Genomic DNA, 18385 nt, shown 5'->3' with positions numbered 1-18385 from the left:
GATGGGTGAGTCGACGGAGCGGGGCGCAAGCGCCGCCACGGGGCAGGTGTCGCGAATCGACTTCGACATCGAGTGGCCGCCGAAACACGCCGCGGCCTATCTCATCGAGGAACCCGCGCCGATCCTGATCGACACCGGCGACCCCGAAGCGCGCGCCGAGGCGACGATCCGCGACGGGCTGGCGGCGGCGGGGTACGACCTCGAGGACGTCGCTGCGGTGGTCGTCACGCATCCCCACAGCGATCACATCGGGCAGGTCCCGCTGTTGCGCGAGGCCGGTGCGACCGTCTACGCTCCCCGGCCCGTCCTCGAGCAACTCGAGCGCGAGCCGACCGACCTCGCGGCGGGGGTCCGCGAGATCGGCCGGTCGGCGGGGTACCACGGCGAGGCCATCGAGCGCGAGACCGAACGCGCGAAATCGTCGCTCGAGCGCAATCGCCGGCTGCTCGAGCCAGAGGCGGCAGTGCCGTTCGCGTTCGACGAGCCGGTCACCGTCGCGGGACGGGCGTTCGACCCGATCCACACGCCCGGCCACCAGGTTCACCACGCCAGTCTGGCGACCGAGGTCAACGGCGAGCGCGTCCTCTTCTCGGGGGACGCGCTCATCGAACCGTTCCGTCCGGGCGCGATCAACGTCGGCCTCGACTACGGTGCCTACGACGCCGTCGACGACTTCCACCGCGCGATGGAGCGGCTCGAGGGCCGCGCGGTCGATCGGGTCTTCCCCGGGCACGGTCCGGTCTTTACCGACTACGAGGGAGCCATCGAGAGTACGCGGTCGGCCCTGGAGTCGCTCACGGCCGAAACCCTCGAGGCGGTCAGCGCCGTCGGCCCGGCGACGCCCTTAGAGATCACCCGGCATCGCAGCGGCGAGGTTCGACACCCCGCCCAGTTGCTCGACACGCTCGGAGCGCTCGGCACGCTCGAGGGGCGAGACAGGATCGAACACGAGGTCCGCGACGGCGCTCGCTACTACTCGTTCAGGAAGGCCTCCCCGTGATCGAGCGGGAGGACGACCCGATCGGCGATCCCGCCGTAGACCGCCCGCGCCTCCGCGAGTAGTTCTTCGGGCGGCGCTTCGATCGCGAACGTCGACACCATCTCGTCGGTCACGAGGTCGGCCATCTCCTCCCACTTCCCGTCTTTGGAGAGTTCGTGTAACTCCTCGCCGACGGACTTCCAGCCGTGGTGTTCGAGGACGTCGTGATAGGTCCGGGTGCTGCCGTAGAAGGCTATTCGCCGGCGCACCTCCCGGCGAGACTGCTCGCGTTCGTCCTCGGTCTCGCCCGTCACGACGAACGGACTCGCGGAGAGGGCGACGTCCTCGAGGGACCGCTCCCCGCGATCGGCCCCCTCGGCGACGGTCGGCGCGATGACGTCGTCGGTGTAGCCGGGGGTATTGAAGACGTGCATGTCCAGTCCGTCGCAGAGTTCGCCCGCGAGTCGGATGTTGTACTCGTTGACGCCGGCGATGTAGATCGGGACGTCGGGATGGTCGATCGGCCCCGGATTGAAGTTGTCCGTCATGAGCGAGAACGAGTAGTGGTCGCCCTCGTAGTCGAGGTCGGCCTCGCCCTGGAATACGTCGAAGATGTGACGCAACGACTCGACGACCTCGCGCAGTCGCGGGCCGGGCGACTCCCAGTCGATGCTGAAGCGGCGTTCGTTGTGGCCTTTGACCTGCGTGCCGAGGCCGAGGACGAACCGGCCGTCGGTGTACTGTGCGAGGTCCCAGGCGGTGTAGGCCAGCGCCATCGGGCTGCGGGTGAACGAGAGTGCGATTCGCGTCCCCTGCTGGATCTCCTCGGTTCGGTTGGCGATCACCGGGTGCGGCAGGAACGCGTCGTTGTCCATCTCGGGGGTCCAGACGCCGTCGAACCCGAGTTCCTCGGCGCGGGCGGCGGCCTCGCCCGAATCGTTCGCCAGCTTCGGTACCATCGCGTCGATGCGAAGGTCTGACATACCCGATGGTCGACGGGTCGACCCTTCAATCTATGGACGGGTGCAGCCGCGAGCGGAGTGGAAAAATCAGACGACGCGGTTCTCGAGCGCCTCGCCGTCGCGGAACCGATCGTAGTTCCGGAGGAAGACGTCGGCACAGCGCTCCCAGTAGTGGGGCGTGCTGCCGGCCATATGCGGCGTCACGAGGACGTCGTCGCGGTCCCACAGCGGCGATTCCTCGGGGAGGGGTTCCTCCTCGAAGACGTCAAGCGCCGCGCCGCCGAGGTCCCCGGCCGCGAGCGCCTTGACGAGCGCTGACTGATCGACGACCTGCCCCCGAGCGATGTTGACCAACACGGCGTCGTCCGGGAGTGTCGCGAGCGCCTCGTCGTCGAGCAGCCCCCGCGTCTCGTCGGTCAGCGGACAGGCGACCACGAGGTAGTCGCTCTCGGCGAGGACGGACTCGAGGCCGTCGGGACCGTAAACCTCGTCGACGCTCTCGGGCGCGTCGGTCGGGTCCCGCTTCGTCCCGATCACGCGGGCTTCGAAGGTCCGGCAGTAGTCGGCCACGTTCGAGCCGATCGCGCCGACGCCGACGATCCCGACGGTTCGGTCGCCGAGTTCGCCGCCCATGTAGCGCTCCCACTCGCGGTCGTCCTGCTGGGCGATCGCGCGGTCGAACCCGCGCTCGAAGTGCAACAGATACCCCAGGACCTGCTGGCCGATCGGCTTCGCGTGGATTCCCGAGACGTTCGTCAGCGCCACGCCGCGGTCGGCCAGCGCGTCGCGATCGAAGCGGTCGGTGCCGGCACTGAGCGCCTGTACCCACTCGAGGTCGGCGGCCGCCTCGAGAACCTCGTCGGGGAGCCGGTGGGTGACGAGGACCTCGGCATCGGCGACCGCCGCCGGGAGGTCGTCCGCGTCTTCGACGTACTCGAGGTCGATCCCCGGCCGACGCTCGCGGATCTCGGCGGTGACCAGCGGCCCGCCGCCCGCGAGGACGTGCGGGGAGACGACGACGCGCACGAGTTACCGGTCCTCCGTCCCCTCGCCGTCCTCGAGTTTGTACTTCTGGATCTTCCCCGAGGTCGTCCGGGGCAGTTCCTCGATGAACTCGACCTCGCGGGGGTGTTTGTAGGAGGCGACGTTGTCGAGGAAGTACTCCGTGATCTCCTCGCTCGTGATATCTTCGCCGGGCTCGACGCCCGGTGCGGTGACGACGTATGCCTTCGGCACCTCGTTGCGTCGTTCGTCGGGAATCCCGACCACAGCGCCCTCGGCGACGGCCTCGTGTTCGGCCAGCAACTCCTCGAGTTCGCTGGGGTAGATGTTGTAGCCGGCCGAGTTGATCATGTGCTTTTTCCGGTCGACGATCTCGTAGTAGTTGTCCGCGTCCCGTCGAGCGATGTCGCCGGTCCGGAAGAAGCCGTCCTCGGTGAAGGCCCGCTCGGTCGCCTCCGGCATCCCGTGGTACCCCTTCATTACCTGTGGGCCCCGAACGAGGAGTTCCCCCTCCTCGCCGATCCCGACCGTCTCCCCGCTCGAGTCGACGATCTTGGCCTCGGTCATGCGGGTCGGCTGGCCGATCGTCCCGTGGCGCAGGCCGAACGTCGAGTTGCGCTGGGAGTGGGTCGCGCCGTTGGTCTCGGTCAGCCCGTACCCTTCGGCCATCTCGACGCCCGCGGTCTCCTCGAACTCCTCCTGGACCGCGACGGACATCTTCGCACCACCCTCGCCGGCCGACTCGAGGCTGGTGAGGTCGTACTCGCCGAAGTCGTCGCTGTTGATCATGTCGACGTACATCGCGGTGACGCCGACGTAGTGGGTGATTCCTTCTTCCTCGATCAACCGCATCGCGGCGTCGCCGTCCCAGTTGGCCGCGCTGCGCAGATAGACGCTCCCGCCGCGGACGAGGGGCTGCCAGGCGGTGTGCGTGAAGCCGGTGATGTGATAGAGCGGCAGCCAGACGAGGCTCTTGACGGCCTCGCCCTCGAGGGTCTGCTCCTGTGCGAGGACGGAGAACGTCTGGGCGCGGAAGTTCCGGTGGGTGAGTTGAACGCCCTTCGGTTTCCCGGTCGTCCCCGAGGTGTACGGCAGCAGCGCCACGTCGTCGTCGGCCCGCTCGACGAACCGCTCTTCGCCGCGGACGTCGTCGAAGGCGTGGACGCCATCGTCGTCGGTGTCGCTATCGACGGCGATGACGATCGGATCCCAGTCGATCGCCTCGAGTGCCTCCTCGAGGTGGGGTTCGAGGGCCTTGTGGGTGAGAACGGCCGCGGCCTCGGTGTCCTCGAGCTGGTAGGTCAGCTCGCGTTTGCGGTACTGAGGGTTGACCGGCGAGACGATCACGCCGGCTTTGAACGCGCCGAGCGCGCCGATCAGGTACGGCGGGCAGTTCGGCAGGTACTGGAGCATGACGTCGCCCGGCTCGAGCCCGAGGTCGGCCAGACCGCCGGCGAAGCGTGCGCTCTCGGCCCTGAGGTCGTCGTGGGTCAGTGTCTGCCCGTGGTACTCGATCGCCTGCGCGTCGCCGTGTAGCCGAGCCGTCTCGTCGTGGAGCCGCGCGACGTTCCCTTCCCTTGCACTCTCGCTAACGCTTGCCAAATCCATGTCACACGATATCACGGAATGGTATAAAATAGTATCTCTCGGTAGCCGACGACGGCGGGGTCCCACTGCTGTGTGACTCGATGGCCCACGACCCGTGGTATCTTCTACCACAACTTATTTGCGTTCGGTCGAGATATCGGGAGACGATGATACGACCGGTACGACGGAGGGACACCCGTGGCTGAACCGATTCTCGCGGGCGTCGCCGAGAGCGACCTCGGCGAGACGCCCGACCGGAACTGGCTGGACAACGCTGCGATCGCGACAGTGCGAGCCCTCGAGGACGCCGGCTGCCAGCTAGCGGACGTCGACGGCGTCGCGGTCGCGGGCGGCAACGACTACATGCCCGCGCTGGTACTGTCCGAGTACCTCGACCTCGACGAACCCTCGTTTCTCGAGGGGACCGAGATCGGCGGCTCGTCGTTCGAACACTTCTGTGGCCACGTCCGCGACGCGATGGCCCGCGACGAGGCCGACGTGGTGGTCGTCGCCTACGGCTCGACGAGCAAGACCGGCCCCGGCAGGGACCAGTCGCTCGAGGAGACCCACCCGATCGACGGCTTCGTCCGGCCGACCGGGCTCTTCCGGCCGCCGGGGGCCTACGCGATGGCCGCGCGCCGGCACATGCACGAGTACGGCACCACCGAGGAACAGCTCGCGGAGGTCGCCGTCGCGACCCGCGAGTGGGCCGCGATGAACCCCAAGGCGGCCCAGCGCGAGCCGATCACCGTCGACGACGTCCTCGAGTCCCGGGAGATCGCCGCGCCGTTCAACCTGCTGGACTGCTGTCTCGTCTCGGACGGCGGGGGCGCGGTCGTCCTCGTCAGCGAGGCAAAGGCCGCGGAACTGGGCGTCCCGGAGATCGCCGTCGCGGGCGTCGCCTCGACGAGTACTCACCGTCAGGACATCAGCGAGATGCCCGACATGACGACCACCGGGGCCGCGGTGACCGGCCCGAAGGCGTTCGACCAAGCCGGGATTACCCACGACGACGTCGACGTCGCCGAGATTTACGACTCGTTTACCTACACCGCCCTCGTGACCCTCGAGGATCTGGGCTTCTGCGAGAAGGGCGAAGGCGGCGAGTTCGTCTCGGGCGGCACCACCGCGCCGGGCGGCGAGTTACCGATGAACACGCAGGGCGGCGGCCTCTCGTACTGTCACCCCGGTCACTTCGGGATCTTCGTCCTCATCGAGGCCGCCCGGCAGCTCCGGGGCGACTACGAGGGCGACCGACAGGTCGACGACGCCGAGGTGGCGGTCGCCCACGGTACCGGGGGCTTACTCTCCTCGAGTAGCACCGTCGTCCTCCGGAGGGAATCATGACGGGACGCGTCGAGGACCGCCGCGAGGAGTGGGAGGGGCCGGTACCGGTCCCGAGCGGCGCGACGGCCCCCTTCTGGGCGGGCACGCTTGAGGGCGAACTGCGCTATCAGGACTGCGAGTGCGGCCACCGCCAACTGTACCCGCGGGCGGTCTGTACCGCCTGCGGGGCCGAGGACCCGCCGTTCGCCGACAGCGAGGGCGTCGGGACGATCTATACCTACACCGTCTGCCACGTCCCCGGCGAACCCGGCTTCAGCGAGCGGACGCCCTACGTCGTCGGCGCGATCGACCTCGCCGAGGGACCACGCCTGCTCGCCCTGCTCGACGCCGATCCCGACGACCTCGAGATCGGCGCGGCCGTCGGGGTGGCGTTCTGGCAGGTCTCAGAGGAAGCCGCGATTCCGGTGTTCGTACCGGAGTAACGGTCCGAACGCGTCTTTTTACTCGAGGTCGGCCGTCGCCGTCCCGGCCAGCAGCGTCTCGCCGTCGGTCGTCCGGGCCTCGAGTGCCGCCTCGACCGTGCCGGCGTCGGGATCGACCTCGGCGACCTCGCCGCTCGCGACGACGGTGTCGCCGGGGAACACGCGGGACTGGAACCGGACGCCGAAGCTCGTCACGTCCCGCAGATCGAACCAGTTGGCGACGACCCGCGAGGTGACGCCGGCGGTGAACATCCCCTGGCCGAAGACGCTCTCGTTGCCCGCCCCGGTCGCGTACGGTTCGTCGTAGTGGATCGGGTTGAAGTCGCCGCTTGCCCCGGCGTATTTGACGAAGTGCTGGCGCTCAAGGTCCTCGACGACGACCGTCGGGCCGGCGTCGCCGGGCTCGAGGCCGTCGACGGTCCGGACGCGCTCGAACTCGTCGACGGTCGGCGAGGGCGTCGTGGGGTCCGCTTCGGCGGTGCCGCCGTCGGGTTCGGCCGGCTCGCCGTCTCTCGCGGAGTCCTCGGCCGCACTCTCGTCGCCGCCGTCGTCGATCGCGCCCTCGGTTTCGATCGCCGTCGAGCGGTCGGTCAGGACGAGTTCGCCCTCCGGCGTCCGGTACTCGGTCTCGAGGACGGCGAAGGTCATCGTCCCCGCCCGACCCCCTTCGCGCTGGAAGACGTCGGCAAGGGTGGTCGTCCCCTCGAGGACGTCGCCGACGTAGACGGGGCGTTCGTACTCGTGGGCCTGTTCGCCGTGGATGACGTACTCCGGCTGGAAGGCGAGGTCGAAGCCCTTGCCGTCGACGTCGGCGGGGGTGTATCGCGGGAATCGGGCGACCTGCGAGTAGGTCAGCGGCGCGGGAACGCGATCGTGGCCCCGCTCGGCGGCGACCGACTCGTCGCGGAAGACGGGATCCTCGGCGGTGATCGCCCGCGCGAACTCCTCGACTTTGCCCGGCTCGATCCGGAACGCCTCGGCCGTGACCGTGGTGTCGCCGACCATCGCCTCGAGTTCCTCGATCGGTCTATTCGGCATCGTGGCCCTCCGTGGCTCTTCCGGTCGTCGCGGGCTGGTCGATCGTCGCGTCGCGTCGCGCCTCGGTGCTGTGTCCGCGCTTCATTGCCGCCATGGTTTGCGGACGACTGACATAACAGTACCCCTCTCGGACGCCCTTCGTGCTGACCGGTCGAATAGCTTATACCGACGGTCGATGAACCCGCATACGCTCATGGCAGTGACTGTCACACTCGGGTATGGAGACCGGTCAGTAGAACGAACACACATCGTGGAGGGCGACCGATGACAGTCGACCAGTTCAGCGTCGACGGTGAGACCGCGATCGTCACCGGCTCCTCGAGCGGGATCGGGAAAACCATCGTCGAGCGATTCGCCGACGACGGCGCGAACGTGGTCGTCACCTCGCGGGACATCGATAACGTCCAGCCGGTCGCCGACGACATCAACGAGAGCGAGCGGCCGGGCGAAGCGATCGCGATCGAGTGCGACGTGACCGACCGCGACGCGGTCGGGGACCTGATCGACGAGACGGTCGAGACGTTCGGCGGGCTCGACATCTTGATCAACAACGCGGGGGCGAGCTTCCAGGCCCCACCCTCGGAGATCAGCGAGAACGGCTGGAAGACCATCGTCGACATCAATCTCCACGGCACCTTCCACTGCTCGCAACTCGCCGTCGAGTACATGCGGGACAACGGCGGCGGCCGGATCGTCAACTTCGCCAGCGTCGCGGGCACCCGCGGCTCGAAGACGATGAGCCACTACGGCGCGGCCAAGGCCGGCGTCGTCAACTTCACCACATCGTCGGCGGCCGACTGGGCCGAGGACGGGATCTGGGTCAACTGCATCGCACCCGGACTCGTCGCCACGGAGGGCGTCCGTACCCAGATGGGGGTCGAGGACGACGCCGACGAAATCGCCCGCACCTCGCCGGATCGTACCATCGGCAAACCCGAGGAAGTCGCCGACCTCGCGCAGTTCCTCGCCAGCCCCGCCTCATCGTACATGGTCGGCGAAACCATCGAGATCAAGGGCATCCCTCGCCTCGGCGAGTAACGACGCGTCGCCGCGAGCGCCCGACTCGAGTTCACGGTGGCCTCGGAGCCGACGCCCGACCGTGCGAGACGGGGCCGAAACACGAACCGTGTTACCAGTACCCATATACTTTTCAGGTCGAACGACAAATCAGGGCCAACATGGAGCTCGATATCGTTTCCGCGGAGACGCTCATGGAGCCGCCCTACGACGGCAACGTCGCCAACCTCCTCGAGCGAGCGGTCGCGGAGCATCCCGACACGATCGCGATCGAACACGCTGGCGAGACCATCACCTACCGTGAGTTCGGCGACCGCGTCGCGCGCTTTGCCGACGGTCTGCGGGAACTCGGCCTCGCGGCCGGCGACCGCGTCGGCGTCTACATGCCCAATGGCATCGACTTCTGTACCGTCGTCTGGGCCTGCTGTCACGCCGGGATCATCGCCAGCCCGCTGAACCCCGAGTACCGCCGCCGCGAGATCGAATACCAGCTCGACCACGCCGACGCCGAGGCGGTCCTCGTGGAGGGGTCGGCCGACGAGTACGTCCGCGAGGCCGTCGCCGACATCGAGACCGACATCGTCAGCGCGACGGCCGGCAGCGACCACCCCTCCCTGCCTGAACTGGGTACCGATACCGAGGCGGCGGTCGTCGACCGCGAGGACGAGGACGTCCTCCTCCAGCCCTACACCTCGGGAACGACCGGGAAGCCGAAGGGTGTCCTGCTGACCCACCGCAACTTCCGGGTCCAGATCGCTCAGGCCGTCTCGAGCTACAGCGCCGGCCCGATCAAGGGCGACGGCATCATCGTCCTGCCGATGTACCACATCACGGGGATGGTCGGCATGATGTCCTCGCTGTGTGCCGGCCGGACGCTGCACCTGCTGCGGCCCGATCAGTGGGACCCCGAACTCGTCCTCGAGAAACTCGACGAACACGACATCCCGGCCTTCGTCGGCGTCGCCGCGATGTTCGTCGACTTGCTCGAGGCCTACGATCCCGACGAGTACGACCTGTCGACGCTCGTCCGAGCAGGGCAAGGCGGCGACAAGCTCCCGCAGCCGACCCGGGAGGGGTTCGAGGAGGCACTCGACGTGCCCCTCACCGAGGGGTACGGGCTGACCGAGACGACCGCGACGAGCCACACCATCCGGTGGTCGTCGCTCGGCAACCGGCCCGGCAGCGTCGGCCAACCGGTGGGTCACACCCGCTCGAAGGTCGTCGACGAGGACGGCGAGGAGGTCGAGCCCGGCGAGGAAGGCGAGATCCTCATCGCCGGCTCGCAGGTGATGAAAGGCTACTACAAGAACCCCGAAGCGAACGAGGACGTCTTCACCGAGGACGGCTTCTTCCGGACCGGCGACATCGGGACCCGCGACGAGGACAACTACTACTACATCAGGGGTCGCGAGAAGGAGATGATCCTGACCGGCGGCTACAACGTCTATCCACGCGAGATCGAGGACCTGCTGTACGACCATCCTGAGATCCACGAGGCCGCGGTCTTCGGCGTCCCCGACGAGCGCCGGGGCGAGACCGTCGCCGCCGCGATCACGCCCGCCGAGGGAGCCGAGATCTCCGCCGAGGACGTCGAGTCGTACGTCCTCGACGAACTCGCACCCTACAAACACCCCCGCATCGTCGAGGTGCGCTCGGAACTCCCCAAGACCGGCAGCGGAAAGATCCGCAAGACGAAGTTGCGCGACGAGATCGCCGACGAACGCGGGCTCGAATCGTGAGACGGATACCCGTGCGCGCTCGAGTCGTCGCCCACTGGCACCATGTCTGAGGAGGCCACCTACTCGACGGGGGAGATCCGGACGATCGCGCTCGCGGTTATCGCGGGGGTTTTCTTCGGCGGCGTCGCGACCGGGGTCGCGTTCCCGACGCTGCCGTTGCTCGACGAGAAGCTCGTCATCTCCGCGGTCATGCTGAGCGTGATCCTCTCGGCCAACCGGATCGGGCGGCTGTTCATGAACACGCCCGCCGGGACGATCATCGACCAGTACGGCGCGCGGACGCCGATGATCTTCGGGCTGTTCACGCAGGCGCTTGCCCCCTTCGGCTACGTCGTCGGCCTGCACACGCCCCCGACCCACCTCGGAACGGTGCCGCTGCTGGGGGACGTGTCGCTGCCGGGGCTGGTCTTCGTGCTGGCGCGGCTGTTCTGGGGGGTCGGCAGCGCCTTCGTCTTCATCGGTGCGTTCGCGACGATCACCTACGTCACCACGGCGGACAACCGCGGCCGCTGGGTCGGCTACATGCGCGGCGGGCAGTCGCTGGGCTTTCCCACCGGCCTCGTCGTCGGCGGCCTGTTGACCGACCTGGCCAGCATGCAGACCGCCTTTCTCACGGCGGGCGTCCTCGCGCTGGTCGCCGGCACCGTCGCGACGCTCGTCCTGCCCGACGTCCACGGCGGTGCCGACGGGGGCAGAGCCGCCAAGCTCCGGGAGGTCCCCGCCCTGCTCGCGGCCAACCCGACCGTCGTCCTGATCGGCTACGGCAACTTCGCCGTCCGCTTTCTCTGGGGCGGGATCATCCTCTCGACGCTGGCCCGCTACGCCAGCGACTACGGCCTCGAGCTGTCGGCGCTGGGCGCGGCCGGCATCAGCGGGATCGTGATGGGACTGGGCGTGATCACCTCGGGATCCATGACGATCGTGACCGGCTGGATCTCGGACATGGTCAGCGATCGGACGCTGCTGACGGTGCCGGCGTTTCTCGCGATGGGGGCGGGCTTTCTGGTGATCGCCTACGTGCCCACCATCGAGGCGCTGCTCGGGGCGATCGTCCTCGTCGGCGCGGGGATGGGGGCGGCCGCGCCCGCATTGCTGGCGATCATGGGCGATCTCACCCCCGGCGACGAACTCGGCCGGATGGGCGGCGTCTATCAGGTGATGGGCGACGTCGGGCTCAGTCTCGGCCCCCTTGTCGCCATCCCCGCGGTAGACCTCTGGTTCGGCTACCAGCTGACCTACGTCCTCTGTGCGGCGCTCGTCTTCAGTTGCCTGACGATCGTCTCGCTGCCGCTGCTGCGCAACCCCGAAGTCTCGCGGGCGGGCGTGAAAGCGGACTGACGACGCCGGGGGCTCGGACCCGTAACCGCCCGTCCCTACTCACGTGCGCGAAGCTTTCATGTTCGGGCAGGAGTATTGCTATATGTTACCATGGTGGGTTCACGCGTACGGAGTGCGGTCGTCCGGGTGCGACCGTGGCTGCCCGCGGTCGCGGTGGCGCTCGCTGCGGGACTGGCTGCCGTCGCGGGGTCGTATCTGGCCGTCGGCCGGCGGCCGGCGTTCGTCGTGACGCCGTTCGACCGGCTCGTCGTCGCGCTCAGCCCCGACGCGCTCATCGCGTTCGCGATCACGCAACTCGGGACGCTCGGGCATCAGCTGGCGTTTCTGCTGGCCATCGCGGTGGCCTGTCTCGCGTTCGGACTGGCCGCCCTCCCCGGGGTGGCGCTCCTGCTGGGACGCGGTCCCGCCGCCGGGCTACTGGACCGGGGACGTGGGAAAGCCGTCGTCGGCGTCCTCCTCGGGCAGGCCCTGCCGTCGGCGCTCGCGTTCGGACTCACGCGGTCCCGGCCGTCGGCGCTTGGCACCGCCGCCGGCGTGGGGATCGTCCTGCTCGTGGCCGCCGTGGCGACCGTCCTCGCCGCCGGTACGGATCGCCCACTCGGCTCGCTCGAGCGGCGACGCGTCCTCGGCTCCCTCGGGACGGCGATCGGCGTGAGCGCGCTCGCCGTCTTCGTCCACGGTACCGGCGAGGAGTCGTTCCCCTCGCCCCTCGAGATCCCCGAGGACGCCCGCCCCGCGGTCCGGGAATCGCTGACGCGCGCGAAAGAGCAATCGCTCGCAGTCGAGGGCCTCGAGCCGCTCGTCAGTACGGACTTCTATCAGGTCGACATCGGCAACGTCGACCCCGCCGTCGACCGCGACGAGTGGTCGCTTTCGATCACGGGGGCGGTCGCCGAGGAGCAGGAGTACGACTTCGCCGACATCGAGGCGATGGCGCTGGAAGACCGCTTCGTCACGCTGCGGTGTGTCGGCGATCGACTCAACGGCCGTCAGATGGACACCGCCCTCTGGAGCGGCGTGCCCGTCGCCGACCTGCTCGAGGCAGCGGAGCCGTCGGGCGATCGTGTCATCCTGCACGGTGCCGACGACTACTACAACGAGTTCCCGATCGATGCGCTGTGGCCGGGGCTGTTGGCCTATCGGATGAACGGGCGGCCGCTGCCCCGGGCACACGGGGCACCGTTGCGCGCGCTCGTGCCGGGCCACTGGGGCGAGATCAACGTGAAGTGGTTGACCGAGATTGAGGTCCGGGACGAGGACACCATGGGCTACTGGGAACACCGCGGCTGGCACGGCACCGGGCCGGTCGAGACGGTCGCCAAGCTCTGGCAGGTCAATCGCTTCGACGGCGGCCGGTACGAGGTCGCCGGGCACGCCTACGCCGGCACCAGGGGGATCGAGGCCGTCGAGGTGTCGACCGACGGCGGCGACACGTGGACCGAGGCCGACCTCTCCGAGCCCCTGCCCGGCGACGACGTCTGGCGACAGTGGCGACACGAGTACGGGGCCGGCGGGCGCCACGAGGTGATCGTCCGGGCCCGCGATGGGGACGGGAACCTCCAGATACCCGAGGAGGACGGCCCGAAGCCGGACGGCGCGACCGGCTGGGTGTCCGAAACCGTCGGCCCGCAATGACCGGCCATGACCGGGTGTTTCCCCGCCTGACCGTCGGCCGCCCGCCCCCGTGACCTGTCCGCGTCCACGTTTTATACCTATACGAGATATTATGATAACTCTCCGTCAGGACGGCTAACGGAGGTGCTTCGGGTGAATCCTCCGAGTAAACTGGTGGAAAAAACATGAACGTTTATATGGGAGTAGCAGGATGTTAGCAGTGGACAAGAGTGATTGTGAACCAATGACACGGGATTCCATCAACAGGCGACGGGTGCTTACGGGTGCAGGTGTAGGACTCGCGGGGGCAATGGCCGGTTGTCTCGGTGGCGGTGGCGGTGACGACGACGTCCAATTCCTGACGGACTACTACAACGACGCGTGGCAATCGGTCTGGGACGACCTCGAGCCCCAGTTCGAGGACGAGACCGACATCCCGGTCTCCATCGAGGAAGCGGGGATGTCCGGGAGTCAGGAGTCGCGGCTCTCACAGCTGATTCAGTCGGGCAATCCGCCGGAAGCGAACACGTCTACGTTCGACCAGGTGGCCGACATCTGGGAGACGGACCAGCTCGAGACCGTCAACGACGTCGTCTCGTCGATCGAGGAGGTAAACGGGGAACTGAATGCTGGCGGCGCATTCCTCGGTGAGGGAGACGACATCTATCAGATCCCCCACGGCGTCTACGTCTCGAACTTCCAGTACCGCCAGGACGTCTACGACGAACTCGGACTGGACGAGCCCGAGACGTTCAGCGACGTCCTCGAGAACGCCGAGGTGATCGACGACGCCGGCGGTGATCTCGAGGGTATGCGCGGCTACGGGCTAGCCGGGGCGAAGACCGGCAAGAGTCAAGACGAAATGCTCGTCCTGCTCGCGAGCGCGGGCATCTCCGGCATCGGTCTCCGTTGGAAGGACCCGGACGCCCGCGACGAACTCGAGATCTGGTGGCCCGAAGACACGGTAATCGAGGTACTGGAGTACGTGGACGAACTCTCACAGTACTCGCCGGATCCGACCAATATCGGCTGGGCCAGCTCGCTCAGCAGCTGGGTACAGGGTGAATACGCCCAGTGTTACCACCTCAACGCGTGGCCGATCGGCGTCACCGCACAGGCCGCCGAGGCCAACGACAGCGACGGGCTGCGTTCGGTCGCCGAGAACACCGAGATCATCCCGTACCCGATGCAGGACGGCGTCGATCCGAGCGAGAACTGGCTGTCCTCGCCGGCCCCTGACGGCTACCACATCTTCGCGAACTCCGAGCGGCCGGGCGACGCCAAGGAGTGGTTCGAGTGGCTCTACGCCGATAGCATGGAGCGCACCGTGAGCTTCTACGAGACGGACCCCGGTCGGTTCCTGCCGACCTACTCCGACGTGCTGGAATCGGACGCGTTCCAGAACCAGGACATCTTCGAGAATCACGGCCACTTGCTCGAAAAACTCCAGTACGTCCAGGACGAGATCTGGGGCAACCACTACGGCAGCGTCGATGCGGCAAACACCTCTTCGCCGGTGTCACTGTACATGCAACGGCAGTGGTTCTACGGCGAGATGATCAACCGAGTGGTCACCGACTCGATGACGCCACAGGAGGCCTACGACTGGGGGTACGGGGAACTCGAGGACGCCTTCGCAGAGGCACAGGACACGTTCGGATAATCGGTGCCGGACAGCCGACCCTCTTTCGGCCGTGTGAGCGCCGGAGGGAATCGTTTATAGCCAACCGTGAGATTAACATACATGCACGCAGAGGAAATCTAGATATGGCCAGTGAAACCGGAGAATCGATACGGCCTGGCAGGGCGTACATTCCGTGGGACGACCTGCCGGTAAAGCGGGAGACGGTCGCGGGAATCGGGACCGTGCTTCCGGTCGTCGTCCTGTACTTGCTCATCGCGGTGTTGCCAGTCGCGTTCGCGTTCTGGGCATCGTTACACGAGATCCACACGCTCAATCCGGAGTGGCAGTGGGCCGGCCTCGCGAACTACCGGGAGGTCCTGAACATCTCCACGTTCTGGGGCTCGCTGTGGCGGGGGATCGTCTACATGGTCGGCAGTACCCTCCTCCAGCTCGCCGTCGGGCTCTGGATGGCGCTGGTGCTGAACCGCATCACCCGCGGACAGAAACTGCTCACTGCGGTGGTCTTTACGGCCTACCTGATCCCGACGATCATCGTCTCGCTGGTGGCGCTGCGGGTGTTCGATCCGGCCGGCGGCGTCTTCCAGATGATCGGCGCTGAGTGGCTCGGCCTATGGGGCGGACGGGAGGCCCCGCTGGGCTCGCGCGACTGGGCGATGCGGCTGCTGATCCTTGTCGGGACCTGGAAGTTCGCCGTCTTCGTCACCATCTTCACGCTCGCACAGTTGCGCGCGATTCCCGATCGGTTCTACGAGGCGGCGAAGGTCTGTGGCGCGAACCGCTGGCAGATGTTCCGCGACATCACGCTGCCGCGTCTCATGGGGATCGTGACGGTCGTCGTCCTGCTCCGTTCGGTCTTCATGTTCAACAAGTTCGACATCATCTGGCAGCTCACTGAGGGTGGCCCCGGTAACGCCACGACGACGCTGCCCGTGCTGGCCTACAAGACCGTGTACACGGACCAGGCCTACGGCCTCGCCAACGCGATCGCCGTGGTCATGTTCCTGTTCCTGCTAGCGTCGGCGATCATCTACTTCAAACTCTTCAACCCCAGCGAGGAGGTTGAGACGACGACATGAGCCAAAGCGAACCACCGGGAGGCGTCTTCGGCCTCTCATACGACCGCGAGACGCGTGTTATCGAATCACTGAAAGTCGTCAGCACCGCGATCATCGTCCTCGTCGGTGCCTGGCCGATCTACTGGATGACCCAGTTGGCCTTTACCGAGTACGAGACGGTCGAAGACACAGTCACCGTCTTCCCCACGCCGGACATCTTCACGCTGGACAACTTCAACGTCCTGACCGAACCGGAGATGTACACCTACATGTTCAACACGGTCGTGGTGGCTATCGGGACCATCGTGACGGTCGTCCTCGTCTCGCTGATCGCCGGCTACGGCCTCGCGCGACTGGACTTCCCGCAAAAGGAGAACTTCGCGCGGATCCTCCTGATCGGCTACCTCTTCAGCCCGATCGTCATCGGGATCCCGCTCTACCAGATCTGGCAGAACATCGGCCTGCTCGGGACCCGATTCGGGCTCATCATCGCCCTCTCGGCGATCTCGATGCCCTTCGCGGTCTGGCTGATGTGGAAGTACATCATGACGATCCCGGAAGCCCACGAGGAAGCCGCGTGGGTCGACGGCGCGTCGCGGTGGCGGGGCTTTCGTGACGTCGTCGTGCCGCAGTGCCGACCGGCGATCATCGCCGCGGCGCTGTTTGCCTTCGCGCTCGCGTGGAACGACTTCACGTTCGCGCAGATCCTCCTGCCCCAGACCGATACCACGACGTTCGCGCCCGGTATCCTCCGAGCGATGGGACAGGCACAGTTCCTGCCGCAGGCCTACCTGATGGCGATCTCGCTGGCCATGACGCTGCCACCGCTGCTGTTTGCCTACTTCATGCAGAGCTACCTGCTGAAGGGGTTCCAGGTCAGAGCCCTCTGAGCGTGCATCACCTTTACAACTAACACCACGAGACATACCAACATATGCCAGACATCGAGATCCGGAACCTGACGAAAGTGTACAACGAATCGGGTAACAGCATCGTCGCCGTCGACGACGTCGACCTCACCATCGAGGACGGCGAGTTCGTGACGCTGGTCGGCCCCTCGGGCTGTGGCAAGACCACGACCCTACGCTGTGTCGCGGGGCTGAACAAGCCGACCAGCGGGACGATCAAATTCGGCGACCGTGACGTAACACAGAAGCCGGTTCAGGAACGCAACATCGCGTTGCTGTTCCAGGACATCGCGCTCTACCCCCACATGAGCGTTCAGGAGAACATGGCCTACGGGCTCAAGATCTCCGGCTTCTCCCGGGAGGAACGCATGGCCCGCGTCGAGGAGGCCGCCGAGTTGCTCCAGATCACGGACCAGTTAAAGAAGATGCCCGCGGATCTCTCGGGCGGCCAGCAACAGCGCGTCGCACTCGGGCGATCGCTCGTGCGGGACCCGGAGATCTTCCTGTTCGACGAGCCGATGTCGGACCTGGACGCGAAGCTCAAGGCCGAACTGCGGCCGGTCATCGAGAAGGTGACCGACGAGATCGGCTGTCCGACGCTGTACGTGACCCACGACCAGGAGGAGGCGATGACCATGTCCGACCGCGTCGCCGTGATCAACGACGGCGAACTGGCACAGGTCGCTCCACCGAAGGAGGTCTACGACGAGCCGGCCTCGCAGTTCGTCAGCCAGTTCATCGGCCAGCCGTCGACGCAGTTCTTCGAGGGCAACGTCGGCGCGGTCAACGGGACCGCCGAACTCGACGTCGGTGGCTACGAGTACGCCCTCGCCCGCGACGGTCTCGAGGGCTGGGCCGGCGAGGACGTCCGCGTCGGCCTCCGGCCACAGTACATCCGGGTCAGCGACGATCCTGACGCCGGTATCCCGGCGACGCACCTGCTCGACGAGCCGCTGGGCGATGCGACCCACAGCTTCTTCGACACCGAGTTCGGCGAGATCGTCGTCGTCACCGATCCCGACTTCGAGGGCAACGGTGGGGAGTACGGCCTCGTCTTCGAGGACGACTACATCCAGCTGTACGACAACGACTCCGGCGTACGGATCGCCTGATTCCGGTCAGTTCTTTTCGTCGCGGCTCGCTCGAGCGGCCGCGCTCGTCTCCGTGTCGGCAGCGACCGCCGTCTCGAGATCCGCCGGTGCCGTCGAGCGAACGACGATCGTGCCGGCGGCGAGATCCCCGACGCGTCGGCCGTCGGCCACCAGCGCCGAGACGAGCCCGAGTACCAGCGGCGGGACGCCGAGTAGATCGACGTACCGACAGAGGTTTCGGACGGCGCTTGCCCGGAGCGTACACTCGCGACCGTCGGCCATGACGACCAGCAGGCCGCGGTTGACTTTCCCCGGCGTCCGCCCGTAGCGCCACTCACAGACGAAGGAGTAGGTAACATAGAGCGGCAAGAGCGCGACCAGCGACAGGAAGACGACGTATCCACCCAGCGCCTCGTAGGGCCCGCTGAGGACCACGCTCGCGGCGTAGATCAGCGGGAACTCGAGCAGGACGTAACAGAGAACCAGGTCGATCGCCGCCGCCGCCACGCGGGCGAGCAGCACGTCTCGGTCGGCCGCAGTTTCGACTCTTGGGGCCGGTTGTCGCCGGGTCGGGAGGAACCCGTCCAGCGTCCAGTCGATCACGGTGCGACCGCCTCGGCGTTCATGCGGGAGTCATTCAG

General features: G+C 67.0%; 16 protein-coding genes. 11 read left to right on the top strand and 5 right to left on the bottom strand.

Annotated elements, in window-relative coordinates:
- Position 1: 1 nt before the first annotated feature.
- On the top strand, positions 2-1000 hold the full coding sequence (locus NP511_RS08735) for an MBL fold metallo-hydrolase (RefSeq protein WP_049965486.1): 999 nt from the start codon (positions 2-4) through the stop codon (positions 998-1000).
- On the opposite strand, the gene NP511_RS08730 is transcribed toward NP511_RS08735, so the two are convergent.
- The 3 genes from NP511_RS08730 to NP511_RS08720 all read right to left on the bottom strand — a co-directional run bounded on the left by NP511_RS08730 (position 973) and on the right by NP511_RS08720 (position 4551).
- Positions 973-1962 carry a TIGR03617 family F420-dependent LLM class oxidoreductase gene (locus tag NP511_RS08730; protein WP_049965487.1) on the bottom strand — a complete coding sequence of 330 codons (990 nt, stop codon included), beginning with the start codon at positions 1960-1962 and terminating at the stop codon, positions 973-975. The genes NP511_RS08735 and NP511_RS08730 overlap by 28 nt on opposite strands.
- A gap of 66 nt (positions 1963-2028) precedes the next feature.
- On the bottom strand, positions 2029-2967 hold the full coding sequence (locus tag NP511_RS08725; protein ID WP_049965488.1) for a D-2-hydroxyacid dehydrogenase: 939 nt from the start codon (positions 2965-2967) through the stop codon (positions 2029-2031).
- Between the two features lie 3 nt (positions 2968-2970).
- Positions 2971-4551 carry a class I adenylate-forming enzyme family protein gene (locus NP511_RS08720; RefSeq protein WP_049965489.1) on the bottom strand — a complete coding sequence of 527 codons (1581 nt, stop codon included), beginning with the start codon at positions 4549-4551 and terminating at the stop codon, positions 2971-2973.
- A gap of 177 nt (positions 4552-4728) precedes the next feature.
- Here NP511_RS08720 and NP511_RS08715 point away from each other — a divergent pair, with 177 nt between their 5' ends.
- Positions 4729-5877, top strand: coding sequence for an acetyl-CoA acetyltransferase (locus NP511_RS08715; protein ID WP_049965490.1), 1149 nt, complete (start codon positions 4729-4731; stop codon positions 5875-5877).
- Complete coding sequence (locus NP511_RS08710) at positions 5874-6299, top strand: Zn-ribbon domain-containing OB-fold protein (protein ID WP_049965491.1); 426 nt, start codon at positions 5874-5876, stop codon at positions 6297-6299. Before NP511_RS08715 ends, NP511_RS08710 begins: the two co-directional genes overlap by 4 nt.
- An 18-nt stretch (positions 6300-6317) precedes the next feature.
- On the opposite strand, the gene NP511_RS08705 is transcribed toward NP511_RS08710, so the two are convergent.
- A complete protein-coding gene (locus NP511_RS08705) occupies positions 6318-7337 on the bottom strand; it encodes an FAS1-like dehydratase domain-containing protein (RefSeq protein ID WP_049965492.1) in 1020 nt (339 codons plus the stop codon).
- 264 nt (positions 7338-7601) lie between these two features.
- On the opposite strand from NP511_RS08705, the gene NP511_RS08700 reads away from it, so the two are divergent.
- The 8 genes from NP511_RS08700 to NP511_RS08665 all read left to right on the top strand — a co-directional run bounded on the left by NP511_RS08700 (position 7602) and on the right by NP511_RS08665 (position 17765).
- A complete protein-coding gene (locus NP511_RS08700; RefSeq protein WP_049965493.1) occupies positions 7602-8375 on the top strand; it encodes an SDR family NAD(P)-dependent oxidoreductase in 774 nt (257 codons plus the stop codon).
- 140 nt (positions 8376-8515) lie between these two features.
- A complete protein-coding gene (locus NP511_RS08695; protein WP_049965494.1) occupies positions 8516-10093 on the top strand; it encodes a class I adenylate-forming enzyme family protein in 1578 nt (525 codons plus the stop codon).
- 42 nt (positions 10094-10135) lie between these two features.
- A complete protein-coding gene (locus NP511_RS08690) occupies positions 10136-11431 on the top strand; it encodes an MFS transporter (RefSeq protein ID WP_049965495.1) in 1296 nt (431 codons plus the stop codon).
- A gap of 90 nt (positions 11432-11521) precedes the next feature.
- Entirely contained in the window at positions 11522-13066 is a 1545-nt protein-coding gene (locus NP511_RS08685; protein WP_049965496.1) for a molybdopterin-dependent oxidoreductase, read from the top strand.
- Positions 13067-13289: 223 nt separating this feature from the next.
- Positions 13290-14708 carry an ABC transporter substrate-binding protein gene (locus NP511_RS08680; RefSeq protein ID WP_233274332.1) on the top strand — a complete coding sequence of 473 codons (1419 nt, stop codon included), beginning with the start codon at positions 13290-13292 and terminating at the stop codon, positions 14706-14708.
- Between the two features lie 104 nt (positions 14709-14812).
- A complete protein-coding gene (locus tag NP511_RS08675) occupies positions 14813-15766 on the top strand; it encodes a carbohydrate ABC transporter permease (protein ID WP_006649851.1) in 954 nt (317 codons plus the stop codon).
- Positions 15763-16635, top strand: a complete 873-nt coding sequence (locus NP511_RS08670; protein WP_006649852.1) for a carbohydrate ABC transporter permease — start codon at positions 15763-15765, stop codon at positions 16633-16635. The genes NP511_RS08675 and NP511_RS08670 overlap by 4 nt, the downstream gene beginning before the upstream one ends.
- A gap of 44 nt (positions 16636-16679) precedes the next feature.
- Complete coding sequence (locus NP511_RS08665; RefSeq protein WP_006182791.1) at positions 16680-17765, top strand: ABC transporter ATP-binding protein; 1086 nt, start codon at positions 16680-16682, stop codon at positions 17763-17765.
- 6 nt (positions 17766-17771) lie between these two features.
- Here the strand turns inward: NP511_RS08665 and NP511_RS08660 are convergent, their stop codons facing one another.
- Positions 17772-18347, bottom strand: coding sequence for an RDD family protein (locus tag NP511_RS08660; RefSeq protein ID WP_049965498.1), 576 nt, complete (start codon positions 18345-18347; stop codon positions 17772-17774).
- Positions 18348-18385: the final 38 nt, after the last annotated feature.

Source organism: Natrinema thermotolerans, from assembly GCF_031165565.1.
GTDB classification, from domain to species: domain Archaea; phylum Halobacteriota; class Halobacteria; order Halobacteriales; family Natrialbaceae; genus Natrinema; species Natrinema thermotolerans.
This window is presented reverse-complemented; position numbering and strand designations above follow the sequence as displayed.

Coding starts and splice junctions, on each gene's coding strand:
- NP511_RS08735 (WP_049965486.1), top strand. CDS start 2: ATGGGTGAGTCGACGGAGCGGGGCGCAAGCGCCGCCACGGGGCAGGTG.
- NP511_RS08730 (WP_049965487.1), bottom strand. CDS start 1,962: ATGTCAGACCTTCGCATCGACGCGATGGTACCGAAGCTGGCGAACGAT.
- NP511_RS08720 (WP_049965489.1), bottom strand. CDS start 4,551: ATGGATTTGGCAAGCGTTAGCGAGAGTGCAAGGGAAGGGAACGTCGCG.
- NP511_RS08710 (WP_049965491.1), top strand. CDS start 5,874: ATGACGGGACGCGTCGAGGACCGCCGCGAGGAGTGGGAGGGGCCGGTA.
- NP511_RS08705 (WP_049965492.1), bottom strand. CDS start 7,337: ATGCCGAATAGACCGATCGAGGAACTCGAGGCGATGGTCGGCGACACC.
- NP511_RS08700 (WP_049965493.1), top strand. CDS start 7,602: ATGACAGTCGACCAGTTCAGCGTCGACGGTGAGACCGCGATCGTCACC.
- NP511_RS08695 (WP_049965494.1), top strand. CDS start 8,516: ATGGAGCTCGATATCGTTTCCGCGGAGACGCTCATGGAGCCGCCCTAC.
- NP511_RS08690 (WP_049965495.1), top strand. CDS start 10,136: ATGTCTGAGGAGGCCACCTACTCGACGGGGGAGATCCGGACGATCGCG.
- NP511_RS08685 (WP_049965496.1), top strand. CDS start 11,522: ATGGTGGGTTCACGCGTACGGAGTGCGGTCGTCCGGGTGCGACCGTGG.
- NP511_RS08680 (WP_233274332.1), top strand. CDS start 13,290: ATGACACGGGATTCCATCAACAGGCGACGGGTGCTTACGGGTGCAGGT.
- NP511_RS08675 (WP_006649851.1), top strand. CDS start 14,813: ATGGCCAGTGAAACCGGAGAATCGATACGGCCTGGCAGGGCGTACATT.
- NP511_RS08670 (WP_006649852.1), top strand. CDS start 15,763: ATGAGCCAAAGCGAACCACCGGGAGGCGTCTTCGGCCTCTCATACGAC.
- NP511_RS08665 (WP_006182791.1), top strand. CDS start 16,680: ATGCCAGACATCGAGATCCGGAACCTGACGAAAGTGTACAACGAATCG.